The organism is Candidatus Kuenenia sp., assembly GCF_027493735.1.
GTDB lineage: Bacteria > Planctomycetota > Brocadiia > Brocadiales > Brocadiaceae > Kuenenia > Kuenenia stuttgartiensis_A.
Map to the genome: position 1 here is coordinate 349,148 of NZ_JAOSKF010000012.1, position 19,796 is coordinate 368,943.

Below are 19,796 nucleotides of genomic sequence, written 5' to 3' on the forward strand. Positions count from 1 at the left end.
TTTATTTAAAGAGGTGAAATATGAGTACAGAGCAGAAAGATGATGCACAGCCCACCATAGAATCTGTAGAATTTAGCCAATTAATTCCGGAAGAAATGGATAGTCAAAAGGGCGGCGAAGGCATGCCGAATTTAGATTTAATTTTAGATGTGACTGTCCCTGTATCCGTAGAATTGGGACGCGCGAATATGCTTATTAAGGATATTCTTGCTTTGTCTCAGGGTTCAATTGTTGAACTTGAAAAAGTGGCTGGCACTCCGGTTGAATTATTAGTCCGTGGAAAATTATTGGCAAGAGGAGAGGTGGTAGTAGTGGAAGAACGTTTTGGTTTAAAAATTACAGCAATATGTGGCCCACAGGATAGAGTGAGAAATCTTGGCTAAGACACATGACTACAGCATCATAACGAAAATTCTTTTGCAATTTATAAAAATAAAACAACCATGAAATACGAAAGGCGGGACCACAGATTTCACAGATTACACAGATTAAAGAATTTGTAGTGACGCGGACACCGTGTTCCTGCAATTGACCAATGACTAAACAAATTGACATTTAATTCAACCTCCTCCGTTGGTTCAGGTTTGTAACCGTTCGGCTGAGATCACGACGAAGCCTGAACCACACGTTTTATACTCGCCTCTTTTCGTTGTCTTTCCCTCGTCTATCGTCCATCTTTCCAATCCACCCTACACTTCGTTTTTAATCCACCCTGTATTTTCAAAAAACTAAACTAATACGGTTTTTTTCATTGGGATTTTGTATTTTTGAATTTGTTTCGAATTTCGTATTTTTCGTTTCATGTCTGTTTGGTTCTGGCTATGCCGGCTTATGCATTTAAATGTGTATAAAAACACTACTTTACGTAGAAAAAAACTACGATTTAATCGCCGGTGTAATGGTGATGTATATTTATGACATAGAATTATTTATGTAAAATGGATTATTTTTTTAAAGCGTAAGTTGCATATCTTATTAAGGCATGCACTTATCCATTCTTTTACCACCGTTAAATAATGCGATACATTGGTAAATAGGCTTAAGGCATATTGTTTGCGAATTGTTGTGACGTAATAGTACCTTATCAGTAATTTCTTTATAATTTTTGTCAAAATATTTAATGAACAGACATTTACTCATTGTATTTTTTTATTGTTTTTCTTAGGCAATACCACTTACGCTGCCGGGGATGCCGTTGATTCCGGAGAAGGACAAGAAGAGGTTGCCGTAAAAGATGAAGGCATTGGGGTTACCTCCCCGATTAATTTTCCAAAAGTTACAAAAGTAATAAAATCATTAGGCATTGTAATTATTATCATTGTCGTCATGATGTATTTTTTACGCAAGAAACTTGGGATTAAAACAGGTATTCATAAAAAAAAGCGCTATATTTCAATCATAGAAACAACTTCACTGGGCGCAAAGAGGCATATTTATTTCATTAAAGTACCGGGGAAATTATTGCTTGTAGGCGCTTCAAATGAAAAAATGCAAACTCTTACAGAAATTACGGAAAAAGAGATTGTTGATTCAATTGATACAGAGGACAGAGGCAGTGAATATACGAAGTTTTTTAAAAAATAACTTAAAGTATAGGAATTTAAATATTTTTAGTTAACCAATGAACAGGCCCACCCCTGCCCCTCCCAAGAGGGGAATTTGATAAGTCCCCTCTTGGGAGGGGATTGAGGGGTGGGTAAAAATGAATGCCGTTGGGTCTTTGTCTTTTAAAAACCCAACCTAATTTAACTCTCACTGGACTCTCACTGGCATGGAAAATAGAATTGCTGTTCCGGGGAAAACACTTATGAAAAAATGGACGGGTTTTTTAATTTTTGGCGGAATAATGGCGTTGCTGGGTTTTTTAGGGACTGCAGAAGCTGCCGGCGAGACAGATTCTCCGCTGAAACTAACGATGAGCCTGGATAGTGTAAAAAACCCAAAGGAAATGGCAGAGGTGTTAAAGATAGTCTTTTTTTTAACAGGGCTTACTTTATTGCCCGGCCTTTTGCTGGCGATGACTTCATTTACCAGGATTATTATTGTCTTGTCTTTTGTGAGAAAGGCTTTGTCGTTTCATACACTTCCTCCGAATCAAATTCTTATCGGCATAGCTCTCTTTTTAACGTTTTTTGTTATGACTCCCGTTTGGACCGCAATCAATTCAGACGCATTACAACCGTATATTAAAGAGGAAATTACGCAGGATGAGGCTTTGAAAAAGGGGATTGAGCCTGTTCGTAAATTCATGCTGAAACAGACGCGGAAAAAAGATATTGCATTGTTTTCAAACATTGCAAAAGTAGAGAAACCCTTTTCAGCGAGTGACATTCCTATGCATATATTAATTCCTGCATTTGTCACCAGTGAACTGAAGACTTCTTTTCAGATGGGGTTTCTTTTGTTTCTGCCTTTTCTTGTAATCGATCTGGTGGTCGCCTGCGTATTAACGTCCATGGGTATGTTTATGCTGCCGCCGGTTATGATTTCAATGCCATTTAAATTAATTCTCTTTGTTCTGGTTGATGGCTGGCAATTAATCATCCAGTCTTTGATCACAAGTATAGCGTAGGGGCGAAGCATTTGTCATGAATTTGGTGTAAATGCGTTCATGTCCAAACTGGCAAATATTCAAAACCCGGTTTTTTGTAACACGTTAGTTCTTTGAAAAATTTAGGGGGACATTAAAAACAATGTAACCCCGTTAGTGGCGATCTGTTTGTAGCACAATAAAATTCACCAGGGTAAATAGCTACGTAGGAGCGGCCTGTATAGAATTGACAGGGAAACAGGTCGCTCCTGACGGAGCTAATATCTGTTATGGCATCTTATCTTGCTACAAACAGGTTGCTCCTACGGAGCTTATAGGGAATACGTTTTTCAAAATGCTAAAGGGGTGTATTCCCGATTTTTTGTGATTTCCGCCATGTTTTAATGAAACGTTGCAGTAGTGTTAACCCTGACAGGGTTTCAAACCCTGTCAGGGTTGTTTTGCCCCGACTCCATGAACGCTTACAAATAATCGGGAATGCACCCATGCTAAAATGCTAAAGTGTTACGGTTTTTTTCATTGGGATTTTGTGTTTTTGAATTTGTTTATTATTTTGTGCTTCGTATTTTTTATCTCGTGCTTGTTTGGTTCTGGCTATGCCGGCTTAGGAATTTCAATATATTGAAGGATATGATATGACTCCGGAAGTAATAACCACTATTGGAAAAGATTTTTTGCAAACTACCTTTCTTATGATGGCGCCCCTGCTTGGGGTTGCAATGATAGTTGGACTAGCTATCGGTATATTCCAGGCTGTTTCGAGTATTCATGAACAAACACTGACGTTTCTGCCGAAAGTGTTTGCCGTTTTGGGGATGTTCTTATTTTGTTTGCCGTGGATGCTGCGGATTATGACGTCATACACGGTAAACCTGTTGGGTGAACTGGCAAAATACAGTAAGTAGTACCTTATCAGTAATTTCTTTACATTTTTTGGCAAAATATTTAATGACCCCTTCCGCAGTCGGCAATCGGCAAATTGCAGATTGAGGACTGAGGACTATTTTCGCGCTTGTTTGGTTCTGGCTAGGCCAGGTTAGGTGCTTATGGAAAATTTGTTCGATTTCATTAACGACCTGCCCTTTTTAATGCTGGTGTTTTTTCGTGTAGGCGGGATACTCCTTTTCGCCCCGGTCTTTAGCAATACCCATATACCAATGCTCCTGCGTATTGCTATTGCCCTGATACTGGCATTTATTCTTTATCCCAATCTGGATAAAAATCTGCATGAATTGCCTTCAGAGCTTATCCCCTTTGGTTTAATTGTTGTAAAAGAGATTGCTATTGGCGCTATTGTTGGATTTGCAGCGTCAATACTGTTTGCTGCGTTTAGTATGGCCGGGTATTTGTTAAGTAACCAAATGGGACTGGATATGGCGGTTATCGCCGACCCTTCATCCCTGAGCGGAGATGAAGAGCCAACCGTTTCCGTATTTTACAATTTGATAGCCATATTGCTATTGCTGGCAATTGATGGCCACCACTATTTTATAAATGCAATTGCGCAAAGCTTCCATGCTGTACCCATTGGCAGCTTTGATTATACAACGGCAATACTAACAAAAATACTCAGTCTCTTTAGAACGCTTTTCGTAATAGGGATTAAAATATCCATCCCCGCCTTTGTTGTCTTGATGTTGTCGGTCGTTGCAATGGCGTTGATGGCGAAGGTGGCGAAGGAAATTAATATATTTGTTATTGCATACCCAATAAAAATAATAATCGGCTTCATTGTGGTTTTTGTCTCGTTTCCACTCATGATTGGCGCAATGAGGATGTATATCTTTGGTTTTGAAAAGGGATTGATGTCGTTGCTATCGGCAATGTGAGGGAAAATGGCTGATACGGAAAAGACTGAACAACCCACCGGCAAACGTATAAGCGAGGCGCGCCAAAAAGGAAGCGTAGCCCAAAGTCCCGACCTAAGCAGTGCGATTGCTATCCTGGTAGGTTTTTTACTGTTATATGCATTGGGTAATATTATGTATGCGGGTATGAAAGAGATAACCGTTTTTACCCTTCAGAACTTATCACAGAAGGATATTACCCCGGACATTATTGTAGAAAAGATTATTTATTACATCTATGTAAGCGCGAAAATTTTGCTCCCTATCCTGGGAGGATTATTGATTGTCGGATTGATCGTTTCATATATGCAGACCGGTCTCTTGTTTACCCTTAAGCCGTTAAAGCCTGACTTAACAAAACTCAATGTGATAAGCGGCGTAAAAAAACTCTTTAATGTTCAATCCTTTGTAAAACTTTTATTTTCCGTTGTAAAGCTTCTGTTAATTGGCGGTATCGGCATCCTTTACATCAAAAAAGAGCTTGCCAAACTGGATAACCTGATAGACATAGGCATTGCACAATTTTTTATTCTTACCACGAAACTGACATTCGGACTGGTAATGCGTGTATCGATAGCGCTCGTGATCCTGGCAATGGTAGATTATATCTATCAAAAATGGCAATACAAACGCGGCATGAAAATGTCTAAAAAAGAGGTGAAGGATGAAAGGAAGCAAGCGGAGGGTGATCCGGTAATAAAGTCAAAAATCAGGTCTGCGCAGATTCAGATGGCGTTGAAACGTATGGCTTCCGCGATCCCAAAAGCAGATGTTGTCGTAACGAATCCAACGCATTACGCCGTAGCATTGAAATACGACCGTAAATCAATGCATGCGCCCAAAGTTGTTGCAAAGGGAGCGGATTATATTGCCCTGAAAATAAAAGAAATTGCAAAAATAAATAAAATTCCCATTGTTGAAGAACGGTCGCTTGCAAGGACATTGTACAAAACAGTGGACGTAGGCAAAGAAATACCGCAAAAATTGTACTATGCAGTTGCAAAGGTATTGTCTTATGTGTACGGATTAAAGAAGTAAATGGAGAAAAACAGACAGAGGCAATAGTGATGAAAATTCATAAAATATTTTTTTAATGAAAAGTGACAATATAAATCATGGCAGCAGATAAATTAAATTCTCAAGGGAAAAATGCCTTTTTTAAAATATCTTTTTAAAGGAGATATGGCGTTAATTATTGGTGTGATAAGTATTTTTATCGTGCTTATTATACCTGTGCCGCCTTTTATTATTGATTTGCTTGTTACGACAAATATCTCATTGGTTCTTTTGTTGCTGCTGGTTTCTCTTCATATAAAAGGAGCATTAGATTTATCGTCTTTCCCTTCTATATTGCTGTTTATGACGCTTTTTCGCCTGGCGCTCAACGTGGCTTCTACCCGGCAGATATTATTGCAGGGTTACGGTGGAAAGGTGATTGGCGCATTTGGAGATTTTGTTGTCGGCGGCAATATGCTTGTGGGGTTGGTTGTTTTCTTAATTATAGTTGTAATACAGTTTATTGTCATAACAAAAGGCGCAACGAGAATCGGGGAAGTGGCTGCAAGGTTTACTCTTGATGCAATGCCAGGGAAGCAGATGAGTATTGATGCGGACTTAAATGCGGGACTCATCACAGAAAAAGAGGCACGTGAACGAAGGGAAAAGCTTTCCAGGGAAGCAGAGTTTTATGGTGCAATGGATGGCGCCGGCAAATTTGTCAGTGGCGATGCGGTTGCCGGCATAATAATTGTACTCATAAACATTATTGGCGGCATTGTTATGGGTATGCGGAGTGGAATGTCTGTTTCCGAGGCAATGCAGCATTATACTCTTTTGACAGTTGGGGATGGCCTTGTCTCCCAAATTCCTTCATTTATTATTGCCACGGCGTCTGCGGTCATTGTCACCAAGACTTCCGCCACCGGTGAGAATCTGGGAACGGATGTTACGGGACAGTTATTTAGCCAACCTAATGCCATTGCTTTTGCGGGAGGAATTCTTACGCTGTTTAGCATTGTACCGGGATTACCAAAAATACCGTTTTTGGTTCTTGCCGGCTTCTTCTGGATGATGTTCTTTGTTCTCAGAAGGTCTTCTAAGGAGACAGAACTGGCGGAAGCGCTTGTAAAAGAGACTGAAGGCATGGCGCGGGAACCGAAGAAGGAGGAGAGTGTTGAAGGCATGTTGCGTGTTGACCGGATGGAGCTTGAAGTCGGCTATAAACTGGTACCGCTGGTTGATCCGAATAAAAATGGCGGTATTCTTGAGAGAATAAATACCTTGCGTATGCAAATTGCAAAAGATATGGGGATGATCGTTCCGCCTATCAGGGTAAGGGATAATTTGCAACTGGAGACAAATAAGTACGTGGTAAAAATAAGAGGACAGGAAATTGCACACGGAGAATTGCTGACGGGCAGTTATCTTGCAATAGACTCCGGAGCAGTTACCCAGAAAGTGAATGGCATAGAAACATTAGACCCTGCATACGGCCTTCCCGCCCTTTGGATTACCGATGCGGTAAAGGAAGACGCCGAAGCTTTGGGATATACGGTAGTTGATCCCGCATCCGTGATGATAACACATTTAACCGAAATTATAAAAACACATGCATACGAGATCCTTTGTCGTGAAGACGTACAAAAACTATTAGAAACGGTGAAGAAGGATTATCCGACTATTGTGGAAGAGCTAGCGCCAAATATAATTTCCCTTGGCAGTATCCAGGAGATTCTTAAAAATCTTTTAAAGGAACAAGTGCCTATCCGGGATCTTTCATCCATTCTTGAAACAATAGCTGATTACGCTCCGGCAACAAAGGATATAGAACAATTGACCGAATACGTAAGGCAAAGACTCTCCAGGACAATATGTAAAAGATATCAGAATACCGAAGGCAAGATAGGTGTGATCTCTTTCGACCCCCATCTGGAACAAACCATAGCAAACGCAATTCATAAGACAGAAAAGGGAAATCTGCTGGCACTGGACCCGAATATGGCACATAAAGTAATTGATAAATTAGCAGAAATAGTAAGAGGTTCACTTACTTCCGGCTATGAGGTTGTCTTGTTAACTTCATCATCCGTGAGAAGCCATGTTCGCCGGCTTATAGAAAATGCGCTGCCGCAGTTGGCAGTATTGTCGTATAAGGAAATTTCTCCCGGCGTAATGATTGATTCGGTAGGGGTTGTGAAGCTTTAGTACATTAGCAGTAATTTCTGTACATTTATTGGCAAAATATTTACTGCTGAAATCCGAAATGCTAAATATGAATCTACCACCTGCACCCCCGTCAGCGGGGGTGCAGGGAGGAGGATTTTGGAATGTGTTTCGTGCTTCGTATTTTTTATAAATGTGAAAACTATTTTTTATTTGTAGCAGTAAATACGTTTTACCCGTGGAGGCATTGCACAACGTGATAGAAAACCAAAATACGGCGGCAGGCCTTTCTGCCGTAAGAACTATAGCGATTACGAGCGGCAAGGGCGGCGTTGGGAAAACAAACATCGCCACAAACATTGCGATAATTATGAGGAAATACAAAAAAAAGGTTTTGCTGATAGATCTTGACCTGGGCCTTGCCAATATCGATATTTTATTGGGAATACATCCAGAATATACCTTGCAGGACGTCATTGAAGGACGGAAAGAAGTAAAAGAGATAATTGTAGAAGGGCCTGAAGGGATAAAAATCGTACCCGCCAGCTCCGGCATTGAAGATATGGCGAATCTGAATGCAAACCAGAAAGAACAATTATATAAAAGCTTCAGTGGATTAGATGAAGAAGTGGACATTGTGATTGTTGATACAGGCGCCGGTATTTCATCTGATGTATTGAATTTTGTATTAGCGTCAAATGAAATATTACTTATTACAACACCTGAGCCAACGGCGATAACAGATGCATATGCTATGATAAAGGTTCTTTCGAGAAAAAGAAAAAATACAACGATAAAGTTGTTTATAAATAATTCGGATAGCAAGGATGAAGCCGATTCCACGGTGAAAAAAATAGCACTGGTATCGCAAAGGTTTCTCGATGTAAAACTGGAATACGTCGGCTATATGCTTCACGATCAAAATGTTTCCATTGCAACGCGTATGCAAAAACCCTTTACGGCTCTTTATCCTAACACAAAAGCAACCAGTTGCCTTAATAAATTGGTTGCCACGCTTTTAAAGAATAGTGATTCAACACAATCACTTGGCGTTGGAGATTACTTCAGAAGAATTACGAATGTAGCAGCATTTGACGGATAACCATTGTGACAATGTATTACCTTAGCAGTAATTTATTTGCATTTTTTTGGCAGAATATTTAATGGTGAAATACGATAATGATGAAACACGAAACAAATTCTAATGACTAAATGATTTGAAATTCTAAACAAGCCTTTTTCGTATCTCGTATTTCATGTTTCATATTGTTGTATGTTTTGAATTTTATGCTTTGTTATTCGGATTTGTTTCGTATTTCATATTTTTTATATATGGAAGTACTATTATAGAATTAAATAAAATATAGCGGGGGAGCGTTGGTGATATGGAACGGGTGCATTCCCGATTTTTTGTATATCTTCACACATTTTGTTTTTTTACAAAGAATTGTAATACTTTAGTCCTATGAAAAAAACCGCTCGTTCCCAAGCTCCGGCTTGGGAACGGGATTGTTTGAGAAGCTCCAGCTTCGAATGGAAAAGGGAATGAACCCATGATGTCAGCTTGGAGGCTTTTCAGTATGTTACCCAAGATATTTGGAAACCTCTTTTGAATCGAATAATACACGAAGCTTCGCTTGCCGGCTAAATGGAAGCTAGAGCTTCCAACGCAATTACGTTCCCAAGCCGGAGCTTGGGAACGAGCATTTTTGTTTTTCCAAAAATCTAAACTGTTACAAAAAATCAGGAATGCTCCCTATGGAACAAATATTTGCTCAGGCACGAATATATCTCATAGTACTTGTATTTTTTGTCTCTTGCTTTCTCGGGCTGAACTCAAAAGTATCATTGCCTGCACTGGCGCTCAGAAGTATTATAATAGCGGGAATTACGGGTATTATAAGCCATTTTTTCCTAAAATACATACTTAGCGTATTTACCACTGACACGCAAAAAGAAGATACAGAAGATGCGCCTGAACAATCCCAGATAAATGAGGCAGAAACTGACGGCAATAGAGGAAAAAATGGAGGCATGGGCAGATAATACCGTATTGATTTTTACTAATCTGGCAGAGTATCGAATCTGAAAAACGATGATTCGATGGTTGTATGGTTTGCGAAAATTGCTTTTAAATAAAACAAAATTCATGACCTTAGGTTACGAATGAGGATAAAAATCTATGTTAGGACAAAAAAGTATAATGGTTAAAAAAAGCAAGGGAAAGCCAAATTACAAGAATAAAAATCTAATAGACAGAGAAAAATTAGTTACAGAGAATCTATCGCTGGTAAAGTATGTAGTAAACAAATTTATTATTTATTTACCTTCTTTTGTGGATAAAGAGGATCTTATCGAATACGGTGTTATTGGCTTGCTGGAAGCATCGGAGAGATTTGACCCCTGCATGGACACGAAGTTTGGAACATTTGCCGTCTCAAGAATTCGTGGAGCGATATTGGATCACCTGAGGGCACAAGATTGGCTGCCGCGCTCCGTTCGTGAGAAGGTCTCATTGGCGAGAGAGGCATATGCAACATTAGAACAAAAATTAAACAGGCATCCACTCCCGGAAGAAATTGCGGCAGAACTGAAGATTGATACTGCTGAGTGGGAAAAATTACTGGTGGAAATTAACTTCGGCATGTTTCTTTCACTCGAAGAAATGAATGCAAAGTCGGAGGATGGTAATAAAGAAGCGGTAGGAATGCTATTTGCTGACTCAAAAATAGGCGACCCGTTAAGTAATATTGAGACAGAGGAAGAAAAAGAACTTTTAGTTGCGGCGATTAAAGAATTGCCGGCTCGTGAAAAATTGGTAATAACACTCTATTATTACGAAGACTTAATGCTGAGGGAAATCAGCCAAATGCTGGATATTTCAGAATCACGGGTTTCACAAATTCACCATCAGGGCTTATTTATGCTTCGTTCTAAGGTAAGGAAAATTCCTATTAAGTAGTCTTCGTTTCCCCCACCTTCCTGAAAAATTTCATGGGTAAAGTAATCACTCAACAGTCTACACTCTGCAATTTGCCGAACTGCCGACTGCGCTTTATGCAGCAGGTAATATTACAGCAATTCACACACACAATTTTGAAGTTCCTGTGAAAATACGTCGTAATTTACGGAATAGTCAACGGGGCATTCAATGACTGCCGGTTTGTTCAGGGAAAAAGCCTGGCGTAGTACGTCAGAAAGGTGTTCTCCTTTGTTTATCTTAAAACCGCTTGCGCCATAACTCTCTGCGTACTTTACAAAATCGGGGTTGCTGTAATCGAGGGCAAAATTCCTTAACTTCATATTCTTTTGCTTCCATTTTATGAAACCAAAGGCATTATCATTTACGATGAGTACCACAACCGGTATTTTGTACCTGACGGCCGTTTCCAGTTCCTGAGAATTCATCATGAAACCGCCGTCGCCAACAACCGCAAGCACTTTTTTCCCGGGATTGAGCAGCTTTGCCGTGAGCGCTGATGGCAATCCAGCGCCCATGGTAGCAAGCGCATTGTCAAGAAGCAGGGTGTCAGGTGCATACGTTCTGTAGAGTCTCGAAAACCATAGCTTGTAAATGCCATTGTCCAGCGTGACGATGTCTTCCCTGTCGAGTGTTTTTCTGACGTGGTACACAATTTCCATGGGAGTAAAGGGATATTTTCCCTCTTCTTTTGCCTCCAGTTTCTTTTCCAGAAAATTGCGGAGTTTTTCGAATTCTAAAGTGGTTTTCTTCTCTATCTTTACCGCCAGTTTTCTTAATGAATGGGAGATGTCCCCGATTACCTCAATATCCGGATTAAAATATTTATCCGTTTGTGCGTCAACAAAGTCGATATTTACAATCTTCTTATGAAGGTCTTTATTCCATACAAAAGGAGGATACTCAACCGTGTTATATCCAATGGTGATAATCAAATCAGCCAAATCGATGCCGCAATTTACGTAATCCCTTTTGTGTATCCCTGTGGCAAACAGGCTGTATGGACAGTCGTCCCCGATTACCCCTTTCCCCATTTGTGTGTGTACTACGTAAATCTGCGTCTTATTTATAAAGTCCTGAAGATGTTTTGTGATTCGTTTTCTGTTTGCGCCGGAAGAAAGGATGATCAAAGGATGTGTTGCCTTATTAATAAGTTCCGCTGCTGCACCAATCGCGCGGTGGTCCGGGGATGGCCTTCTGATAAATCCCCTCTTTTGAGTCGGGGCGTTTGCCTTTGAAGACGCCACATCTTCGGGAAGTTCAACATGAACGGCGCCCGGCCTTTCATCTTCTGCAATTTTGAATGATTCTCTTACAATTGTCGGAATGTTGTTTGGGTCAATGATTGACACGCTTTGTTTTGTAATTGGTTTCATTAGGCTGACGATATCTACTGCCTGAAATTTTGCCTGCCAGTTATTTACCAGCGCCTTTTGTCCGGTAATAGCGATTAATGGGGCGCCGATTAGCTGGGCGTGTGCGACTCCGGTGACCATATTTGTGGCGCCAGGCCCTAGGGTTGAAAAACAAACCCCTGCTTTTCCGGTAAGCCTTCCGTATGTTGCCGCCATAAAAGCCGCCGCCTGCTCGTGTCGCGTAACAAAGAGTTTTATCTTTGCCTTGCGAATGGAGTCCAGGAAATCAAGATTTTCTTCACCCGGCAAACCAAAAATATATTCAACGCCTTCTTCCAGCAACTGGTGAACGAATAAATCAGATGCCTTCATCTTAATTTTTTACCACTACAGTTTTTATATTGACAAATGCTTTAATACCATAATGGGACAATTCCCTTCCGATCCCTGATTTCTTTATGCCTCCAAACGGCATTCGGGGGTCCGATTTTACCATGTCGTTGATTGCCACAATACCCGACTGAATGAGCGTTGCAAGCCTTTGCGCTTTATCAACGTCTCTGCTCCAGATGCATGCGCCCAAACCATATTCCGTATCATTTGCAACCAAAACAGCCTCTTCTTCATTTGCTACTATTAAAACAGGGGCAATTGGCCCGAATACTTCCTCTCTGGCAATTCTCATCTCGCGGGTTGCATTCGTCACGATGCATGGTGTAAAAAAGAACCCTTTTGGGGGTCTTGGTTCATCCGGAAAAACAATCTTTCCGCCTTTTAGTCTTGCGTCGTTTAACAGACCTTCCAATTCTTCCACAAAATCCCTTCGCGCCAGGGGGCATACCGTTGTATTCTCATCCATAGGGTCTCCCATTTTTAAAGACCGGAAATGTTCCGTAAACCTGCTGATAAACTGTCCGGCGACGGCTTCAATAACAATAAACCTCTTTGCCGCAATACAGCTTTGTCCGACGTTCAGCATCCGCGCCCTTGCCGCAGTTTCCGCAGCTCTTTCAATATCCGCATCTTTCAGTACGATAAACGGATCTGAACCACCGAGTTCAAGGACAATGGGTTTGATCCTTTTCCCCGCGATTGCCCCGATTTGTTCTCCGGCTTTATTGCTGCCGGTAAGGGAAACTGCGTCCACCTTATCTCCATCAATGAGTTTTATTGCGGATCCTGCGTCGATCAATACGGTCTTAAATACGTTAAGCGGAAACCCTGCATTGGTAAAAATGCTTTCTATTTCAAGGGCAGACCGTGGAACGTTGGAGGCGTGCTTCAGCACACAGGAGTTTCCGGAGACGATTGCAGGCACGGCGCAGCGAAATACCTGCCAGAAAGGAAAGTTCCATGGCATTATTGCCAACACTATTCCCAAAGGTTCAAAGTTTACGTAGCATTGTTTTTCTCCGGTTTGAATGTACTCTGTCTTCAAAAACTCCGCGGCATTTTCTGCGTAATATTCACACAGTTTCGCGCATTTTTCCACCTCCGCCGTGGATTCTGTAATAGATTTTCCCATCTCCCTTGTGATGGTGGCAGCATATCTCCTTTGTTCCTTCCGTAATTCCATGGCTAAATTTTGAACGAGTTTCGTTTTTTCGGTTATTTCTACATTACGCCATTTAAGGAAGGCTTCACGGGATTTCTTTATTTCCACATGCAACTGATTTTCCGTAAGCAGTTCAAACTCTTCGATAATCTCTTCTGTATAGGGATTTATTGATGTAATTTTCATCTATGACCCGCCTGAAATTGCTTTTTTATGTTAAAAAAATAGTAACAATTTAAAGTTTAGGAATTTCAATATTAATGTAGAGACACATTGTATGTGTCTCTACATTAATATTTTACAATGCCATATAATATTTATCCCGAACTTTTTTGTAATTATAGTCAAATAAATAACATTAATGGATTGTGACTATTAAGCGTAATCTATTAGACTACCGAAGCACAACTCGTACCCAAACTGGCTCAAAATAAGTTTGGGTAAGTAATAGCGCCATGGAAACCATTTACATTCTATCTGGTTTGCAAATGCAAAACCGAGACACCGCCGGTAGTCGTGTAATATTTACGCTGAATAGTTGCCTTACCAGTGTATAAAAGGTGATGTCAAAGATTAAACAGAATGTGAAAAAAAGGTCATGCGATGCCGTTGGTCCTGGGGTGAAGAAAGAGACAAAAAGATAAATGGGATAAGCATCAAGGCCATAGATTGCAACAACAGGTTTAAGGGGGGGAACGGGACGGCTTAATTGCCGTCCCGCTTAAGATGTTTTGCTGAGGCACAATGGTTATTTATTTTTATAAATAATAATCATTAGCGCATCCCATTGTTTTTTAAAAACAGGCGGACGTTCAGGAAAAATCCTTTTCCATCACCGTTTTGCGTCCGTCCGATTTAGCATTTTCAATTGCCTGGTCGCACAAGTTGCGGACGATGCCAGATAACTTCGATGCAACATTGCCGGCCGTATTCATTCCGGCGGTTGAGCGGATATAGTTTTTCAATTTTGATATAACTACAAGTACTTCCTGTTCGGTTTCTGAGTTGCTCATATATTCCCTCTGAATATTTTTAGAAATTAAATTCCACACGATGTATATCACATTGGAAGCGCCAAGGCGTAAGGCTCCGTGTGGGATACTATTTTACAGCGCCTTGTGATGTTTCATAATATGCACGTCAGTTCATTCCAGATTTTCATCCCCCTTTTCCATAAAATTTATTGAGGTTTTTAAAAAAAATAAATTATTAGAGATTGCTACAATACTTTTAGCGATATGTTATATCACAGTTTATATCAATTAATACAGATAAAAACATACGAATTGCAGTATCTTCGAATTCCCCCCTTTTGTCGAAAATAGCAATAACAGGGTTTCCCTCACATACACCATCAGATAGTTTTTCGCATAATCTCTTTCGAAATCTCCAACAATGATTTTTGATCGTGCTTCAACCTCGTTTAGAATTTCAAATCATTTTATCACCTAAATCCTGCAAACGATTTTCGCAATGCGAAAATCAGTATTTTCCACTACCAAGATTGGCAAAAAGCGATAACAGATTATCCGTTTTTAGCAATTGTGGTAGCGCTATTGTACTACTTTAAACAAAAAGACATGGGAAATTGTCGGAAACGTGCTCTCTGATGCAATGAAAATCAAGATAGGGATGTACTGTCTCCATCTGCGGTATACTTACCACTCTCAAAAGACTAAAAAACGAAATACAACGTCGGTTTTCTACTGAAAAACTACATCCAGTGACATGCGTTCCCACTTTTCCCATTCCTCCTGATGGAGAAATTTCTCCGGCAATTTTAATGTCATCTGCCGGCTTCTCTCCACCAGTTTCCCTGCCACACGGATTAACCACAGTCTCATCGTCTTTACTTCCCACTTTTGTATCACTCCACCACTGAGCAATCCCATCCACTTCAAAAGATTATACGCTAACACCGCACACTGAAATAGCGCAGCATTGGCCAAAAATTCACCCGTACGTATGTGCCCCGCATTCATCTGTCCTTTACTCTCTTCTATCAAAGTCTCGCAGGTAGCCCTCTTTCCATAACAACGATGCGCTTCCATCGGACTTAACCGCTCCGTTGTAACGTAACAAAAATACTCATACACGGACACTTCTACTAATTTCTTTTCTCTTTTGACCAATTGCCGCACTGCCACAAAACGTCTCGCACGATCCCACCCTGCACATCGATACCAAAATTCAGCCTGTTCCCATCCTGGCTCCCCTTTCACCTCATTCCATTTCTGCCCTTCAAGCAATCCTTCCAGATTCTTCAGCTTTACCTTAATCAGATATCCCGCCAATATTGACTCAAGGTATTCAAGTAATTCTCCGGTAAAAAAACCGCTGTCTCCCCGAAATACCACCCTTACCCCCTTATTCATGTACGCCATACATTCCTTCATGAACTCTACTACTCCGTTACTCGTGTAGGCGCTTCCACAGCGGAACCAACTATGTAATACCTCCTTTGTTTCTGCAATAAATGCCATTAAGGGATGATACGCCTTCTGCCCCTTCTTGTGCGGATTATATCCTACCTCTGCACCCTCCTGTTTCCCATATACACCATCTACGGTAGAATCAACATCTATCCATACTTCGCAAAGAGCACTCCTGAGTTTATGGCCTGATCTCACCGCACGCTTCCATATCTTTCCCCTAAACCGGTGGATCACCCCCGTCAGTTCCACTATATCTCCCTGACTCGCCAGCTTCATAATACGTCCTATCGTAGTATCTACAGGTACCTCTTTCCACCCGGACATCTTCTTCAATACCTCATCTGTACACACCTTCATCACCTCTACCATCGATGTCGCCCCTGCTATCAACCCTATCACTACCATTTGTACCGCATCGACAAACTGATACCGGGCATTTGCTCCACGATCCTTATGGACCGCTTCATGGACTCTCTCCCGGAACATCAGCTTACCCATAAAATTCAATACCGGTAAAAGCCCTGCATGTACCGTTAAGCCTTTCCCGCTCATCTCTGCCTTGATTTTCGGTTGTCTTTTGCTGTATTTTTTTGCTATATTCTTCATCGAAATGGTGAATCTCCTTTCAGGTGTTTTTTGTTATCAATATACCGCCGAATACCTTGGAAATCCTACCATTTCAATCCTATTCCTGCAACAAGGCTTTGCCTTGTTTGCAGGATTTAGGTATCATTAGAATTTGTTTCGTATTTCGAATTTCACCTTATTGTGACAATTCATTTAGAAAAAATCCGTAATTGCGCAAATATTGCGTTTAAAAAAAGAACAAAATTTGTTGTTACACAAATTATAGTATTGTAAACTTAAGTAATAAGGCTGTCTTTACTTAGGTATTTTGTAGATGAAATATTTTCCAATAGCCACACATATCTGCATGCCATTCGTTTCAATACATTCTTCAAAATGCAGGGTTCTAATAATGCCATTCACTTTGTGGCATTGCATACAATCACGCAAATTCTGCATAAAAATATTTTTCCGAAACCATTTCTCTTAAGTTTATTTTGTCTGTTGTGCCTTATTATTTTTATGTTGGTTCTCCACTATTTAACAGGCCTTCTCCTGTGGATATACTGTAAAAACTACTGTATGCATTATGCAATATGTATTGTAGAGAGTACGTTTGGCAAAATAATGGAGAATCATTATTTTATTTTAAATTTGTATTTATCTTCTTATATCTTTAGCAGTTAGCAATGGAATCGTAACATCCGATATGGACTTTTTGGTCTTTTGTTTGCTATCAGTAAAACATCATATTACCGGCGCAAGATAATTGTGATTTACGAATTGCTTTTCAAAGACGCGGAGAGAAACCAATATGGATGCCGTAAGTTCCCTTTGAAGATAGCTAAAAAAAGGCGACCCAATATCATACTCAACTTGCAAAGACAGAGGAATTGTGCGAAGCGGTGAAAGCTTAAAAAGCAATGTCATTGCATATTTTATTTAAAGGAGGTAGCGATGTTTAAAAGCTTTTTGGTAGTGTTATTTGTATTTTTCAGTCTATTTATTATATCGAAAACAAATTATGCAGATGAGCCTAGGGAACAATATACTGTAAATGTGGATGATGTTCTTCAGATAATCGTACAGGGGCATGAAAGCCTTAGAACAACAGCTCCCGTGACGTCAGATGGAGCTATATCTTTTCCCTATGTTGGTGTAGTTTATGTTAAAGGGATGACGCTGCCCGATATCGAAAAGGAACTCACAAAAAGCCTTACTGGTTACATAAAATATCCTGTTGTGTCCGTATCATTGTCAGAGTCTAAAAGCATGAATTATTTTATGTATGGTGAGGTTAAAAATCCCGGAAGATTTGTACTTGAGGATGATATTACTGTACTAAAGGCCCTTTCGACAGCTGGAGGCATAACTCTGGACGGCCTTTATGGAAGTGTAAAACTCAGACGTAAGCTGAAGGACAATCAGGAATATAAGGAATTCAATATAGACCTCAAAAATACAAAAGAAAGCAGTACGAACATTGATATGCACCTTGAGGCTGGGGATATATTGGTAGTAGAAAAGAGCAGATATTTCTTTGTGTATGGCGAGGTAATGAGACCCGGCAAATTCACACTTGAGGATAATATGACAGTCCTTCGGTCAATTTCCATGGCAGGAGGCTTTGCAAAATATGGTTCTCCTGACAGGGTTAAAATCCTTAGAATAGTCCCTGGCAAACCGGGATATGAAAGCATTAAAGTAGACGTTAAAGGCGCCATGAAAGGAGACGTCGGCAAAGACATCCTATTAGAGCCGGATGATATAGTGGTTGCAGCAGAAGGAATACTTTAGTGTTTTAAATATTTTATTATTTCAGGCTAATGCTTAATTGCATAAGCTGTCGATAATATACTTGTGCCTGAATGCCTGTGTTTTCGCTTATTCCAGTGCTTTGTATACTATCGTTTATTATCGCAAATAAAAGCACTCGTTAAGATTACATTATTAATTGCTAAGCACTATGGAGGGAATGTGAATTCAAATTTAAGTACATTGCAGGATTATTTACGGGTCGTATTCAGACACAAAGCGGTAATTATAACCACATTTATTACGGTTATCATAAGTGTCTTTATCGGCCTGGAACTCAGGACACCTGTTTATGAGGCGCAGGTTAAAATACTTGTCTCTGCACAAAAACAAATTGATTCTCCTTATTATAGAGGTTTCGGTAGTTATGAACAATCCGAAGCATCTCTTACTCAGAGTGAGATTGTAATTTCGAATCCTGTAATCGAACGTGCAGTCAGGGCGCTTAATCTTCATGAACGTCCTCCTGACTATGAAAAGAATTATTGCTCTTCACTTAAAGCGTACTTGATAGATTTAAGACTTAAGATGTCGAAGTTGAAATCAGATATTGTCTCACCCGAAAATGAGTCCCTATCTTATAGTGATTTGAATGATGATCGACAAATCAGAATATTGCATACCAAAGGTGAGATGGCAAATCCTTCCGGTAGCATATATGAGCAGCCATATGCTTTCGTAGGGGTTGAAAACTAAAAAAGGAATGAAAAATGAAAAAGATTGTAAGGGGTTGAAAATCAAAAAATATCATTGCAGAACCAATAAGGGGCACCTTGTTATTTACAATACACGCTACTGACTTCAACCCGCAATCTGCAGCTATGATTGCCAACGTAGTAAGCCGCTCGTATATTATCTTTGATCTTGAACAACAATTGGCAGAACTTCAGCTAAAATATGGGGAAAAACAGCCAATTGTCGTACAATTAAGAGAAAATATTGAAAAGTTGACCCAAAACCTTACTGGTGCAACGCTTCCTGATATAGAGGCGATAGGCCCGGCAAGCGTCAAAATTATTGAACAGGCCCTGGTACCTCTTCGCTCAACGAGTGATAAGAAAAAAATATCCATTGTCCTCGCCTTCTTTATGAGCATATTCCTGGGAATTATGTTCGCCTTTGGACTAGAATATATTGACCATACATTCAAATCGCCGCGTGATGTTGAGACATTCTTGAATTTGCCGCTTTTAGGCGCTATTCCAAAAAAGTGGTTTAGAAATAAATCATTGCTCCGCAACACTAAAAAAGCAACTGTTTTGAATTCGTCCTATCATGACCTCTCTGACCAGATATATCTATTGATGAAAGATAAAAAGCTAAAGGCTCTTTTGATAACCGCCGTCTCTCATTTGGAAGGTTCTACCACCATAGTTGCAAACATCGGCCTTTCCCTTGCGAGAGAAGGCCATAAGGTACTGGTTATTGATGCGAACCTGAAATCCCCGGAAATACACGAAATGTTTAAGATTCCGAATAATTCCGGCCTTACGCACGTACTCGAGGGAAAAATTGCACTGGAAGAGGCT

At 40.2% G+C, this 19,796-nt stretch carries 16 protein-coding genes and 1 pseudogene; 13 read left to right on the forward strand and 4 right to left on the reverse strand.

The window, feature by feature from the left end; genetic code table 11:
- Nucleotides 1-20: 20 nt before the first annotated feature.
- The 10 genes from fliN (at nucleotide 21) to M5U24_RS08220 (ending at nucleotide 10,522) form a co-directional block, all read left to right on the forward strand.
- A complete protein-coding gene (gene fliN / locus M5U24_RS08175) occupies nucleotides 21-383 on the forward strand; it encodes a flagellar motor switch protein FliN (RefSeq protein WP_164995265.1) in 363 nt (120 codons plus the stop codon).
- Between the two features lie 769 nt (nucleotides 384-1,152).
- The gene (locus M5U24_RS08180) at nucleotides 1,153-1,584 is read left to right on the forward strand and encodes a flagellar biosynthetic protein FliO (protein WP_298202115.1); all 432 of its coding nucleotides are present in this window, start codon (nucleotides 1,153-1,155) and stop codon (nucleotides 1,582-1,584) included.
- A 187-nt stretch (nucleotides 1,585-1,771) separates the two neighbouring features.
- Nucleotides 1,772-2,572: a flagellar type III secretion system pore protein FliP gene (fliP, locus tag M5U24_RS08185; protein WP_205713315.1), complete on the forward strand. Its 801-nt coding sequence runs from the start codon at nucleotides 1,772-1,774 to the stop codon at nucleotides 2,570-2,572.
- A 614-nt stretch (nucleotides 2,573-3,186) separates the two neighbouring features.
- Nucleotides 3,187-3,456 carry a flagellar biosynthesis protein FliQ gene (fliQ, locus tag M5U24_RS08190; RefSeq protein ID WP_164995263.1) on the forward strand — a complete coding sequence of 90 codons (270 nt, stop codon included), beginning with the start codon at nucleotides 3,187-3,189 and terminating at the stop codon, nucleotides 3,454-3,456.
- A gap of 141 nt (nucleotides 3,457-3,597) precedes the next feature.
- Nucleotides 3,598-4,380, forward strand: coding sequence for a flagellar biosynthetic protein FliR (fliR, locus tag M5U24_RS08195; RefSeq protein WP_128705195.1), 783 nt, complete (start codon nucleotides 3,598-3,600; stop codon nucleotides 4,378-4,380).
- Nucleotides 4,381-4,386: 6 nt separating this feature from the next.
- On the forward strand, nucleotides 4,387-5,436 hold the full coding sequence (gene flhB, locus M5U24_RS08200; RefSeq protein WP_169702931.1) for a flagellar biosynthesis protein FlhB: 1,050 nt from the start codon (nucleotides 4,387-4,389) through the stop codon (nucleotides 5,434-5,436).
- A gap of 111 nt (nucleotides 5,437-5,547) precedes the next feature.
- Nucleotides 5,548-7,602, forward strand: coding sequence for a flagellar biosynthesis protein FlhA (gene flhA, locus M5U24_RS08205; RefSeq protein ID WP_298202121.1), 2,055 nt, complete (start codon nucleotides 5,548-5,550; stop codon nucleotides 7,600-7,602).
- 214 nt (nucleotides 7,603-7,816) lie between these two features.
- Complete coding sequence (locus tag M5U24_RS08210; protein WP_164995261.1) at nucleotides 7,817-8,662, forward strand: MinD/ParA family protein; 846 nt, start codon at nucleotides 7,817-7,819, stop codon at nucleotides 8,660-8,662.
- A 656-nt stretch (nucleotides 8,663-9,318) separates the two neighbouring features.
- Nucleotides 9,319-9,606, forward strand: coding sequence for a hypothetical protein (locus M5U24_RS08215; protein WP_164995260.1), 288 nt, complete (start codon nucleotides 9,319-9,321; stop codon nucleotides 9,604-9,606).
- 157 nt (nucleotides 9,607-9,763) lie between these two features.
- Entirely contained in the window at nucleotides 9,764-10,522 is a 759-nt protein-coding gene (locus tag M5U24_RS08220; protein ID WP_169703031.1) for a FliA/WhiG family RNA polymerase sigma factor, read from the forward strand.
- 110 nt (nucleotides 10,523-10,632) lie between these two features.
- On the opposite strand, the gene M5U24_RS08225 is transcribed toward M5U24_RS08220, so the two are convergent.
- The 4 genes from M5U24_RS08225 to M5U24_RS08240 form a co-directional block, all read right to left on the reverse strand.
- The gene (locus M5U24_RS08225) at nucleotides 10,633-12,267 is read right to left on the reverse strand and encodes an acetolactate synthase large subunit (protein ID WP_099323958.1); all 1,635 of its coding nucleotides are present in this window, start codon (nucleotides 12,265-12,267) and stop codon (nucleotides 10,633-10,635) included.
- A 1-nt stretch (nucleotide 12,268) separates the two neighbouring features.
- Complete coding sequence (locus M5U24_RS08230) at nucleotides 12,269-13,636, reverse strand: NAD-dependent succinate-semialdehyde dehydrogenase (RefSeq protein ID WP_099323957.1); 1,368 nt, start codon at nucleotides 13,634-13,636, stop codon at nucleotides 12,269-12,271.
- A 626-nt stretch (nucleotides 13,637-14,262) separates the two neighbouring features.
- Nucleotides 14,263-14,463, reverse strand: coding sequence for a hypothetical protein (locus M5U24_RS08235; RefSeq protein WP_164995255.1), 201 nt, complete (start codon nucleotides 14,461-14,463; stop codon nucleotides 14,263-14,265).
- A 690-nt stretch (nucleotides 14,464-15,153) separates the two neighbouring features.
- Nucleotides 15,154-16,491: an IS1380-like element ISCku8 family transposase gene (locus M5U24_RS08240; protein WP_099323988.1), complete on the reverse strand. Its 1,338-nt coding sequence runs from the start codon at nucleotides 16,489-16,491 to the stop codon at nucleotides 15,154-15,156.
- Between the two features lie 918 nt (nucleotides 16,492-17,409).
- Here M5U24_RS08240 and M5U24_RS08245 point away from each other — a divergent pair.
- The 3 genes and pseudogenes from M5U24_RS08245 to M5U24_RS08255 all read left to right on the forward strand — a co-directional run.
- Nucleotides 17,410-18,249, forward strand: a complete 840-nt coding sequence (locus tag M5U24_RS08245; protein WP_164995254.1) for an SLBB domain-containing protein — start codon at nucleotides 17,410-17,412, stop codon at nucleotides 18,247-18,249.
- 180 nt (nucleotides 18,250-18,429) lie between these two features.
- Nucleotides 18,430-18,963, forward strand: a complete 534-nt coding sequence (locus M5U24_RS08250; protein ID WP_298202129.1) for a Wzz/FepE/Etk N-terminal domain-containing protein — start codon at nucleotides 18,430-18,432, stop codon at nucleotides 18,961-18,963.
- A gap of 125 nt (nucleotides 18,964-19,088) precedes the next feature.
- A pseudogene (locus M5U24_RS08255) lies at nucleotides 19,089-19,796 on the forward strand (lipopolysaccharide biosynthesis protein); the annotation flags it as partial.

Excerpts from the sequence above, each read along its gene's own strand:
- fliN (WP_164995265.1), top strand. The coding sequence starts at position 21 with ATGAGTACAGAGCAGAAAGATGATGCACAGCCCACCATAGAATCTGTA.
- fliP (WP_205713315.1), top strand. The coding sequence starts at position 1,772 with ATGGAAAATAGAATTGCTGTTCCGGGGAAAACACTTATGAAAAAATGG.
- fliQ (WP_164995263.1), top strand. The coding sequence starts at position 3,187 with ATGACTCCGGAAGTAATAACCACTATTGGAAAAGATTTTTTGCAAACT.
- fliR (WP_128705195.1), top strand. The coding sequence starts at position 3,598 with ATGGAAAATTTGTTCGATTTCATTAACGACCTGCCCTTTTTAATGCTG.
- flhB (WP_169702931.1), top strand. The coding sequence starts at position 4,387 with ATGGCTGATACGGAAAAGACTGAACAACCCACCGGCAAACGTATAAGC.
- flhA (WP_298202121.1), top strand. The coding sequence starts at position 5,548 with ATGCCTTTTTTAAAATATCTTTTTAAAGGAGATATGGCGTTAATTATT.
- M5U24_RS08215 (WP_164995260.1), top strand. The coding sequence starts at position 9,319 with ATGGAACAAATATTTGCTCAGGCACGAATATATCTCATAGTACTTGTA.
- M5U24_RS08220 (WP_169703031.1), top strand. The coding sequence starts at position 9,764 with ATGGTTAAAAAAAGCAAGGGAAAGCCAAATTACAAGAATAAAAATCTA.
- M5U24_RS08225 (WP_099323958.1), bottom strand. The coding sequence starts at position 12,267 with ATGAAGGCATCTGATTTATTCGTTCACCAGTTGCTGGAAGAAGGCGTT.
- M5U24_RS08230 (WP_099323957.1), bottom strand. The coding sequence starts at position 13,636 with ATGAAAATTACATCAATAAATCCCTATACAGAAGAGATTATCGAAGAG.
- M5U24_RS08235 (WP_164995255.1), bottom strand. The coding sequence starts at position 14,463 with ATGAGCAACTCAGAAACCGAACAGGAAGTACTTGTAGTTATATCAAAA.
- M5U24_RS08240 (WP_099323988.1), bottom strand. The coding sequence starts at position 16,491 with ATGAAGAATATAGCAAAAAAATACAGCAAAAGACAACCGAAAATCAAG.
- M5U24_RS08245 (WP_164995254.1), top strand. The coding sequence starts at position 17,410 with ATGTTTAAAAGCTTTTTGGTAGTGTTATTTGTATTTTTCAGTCTATTT.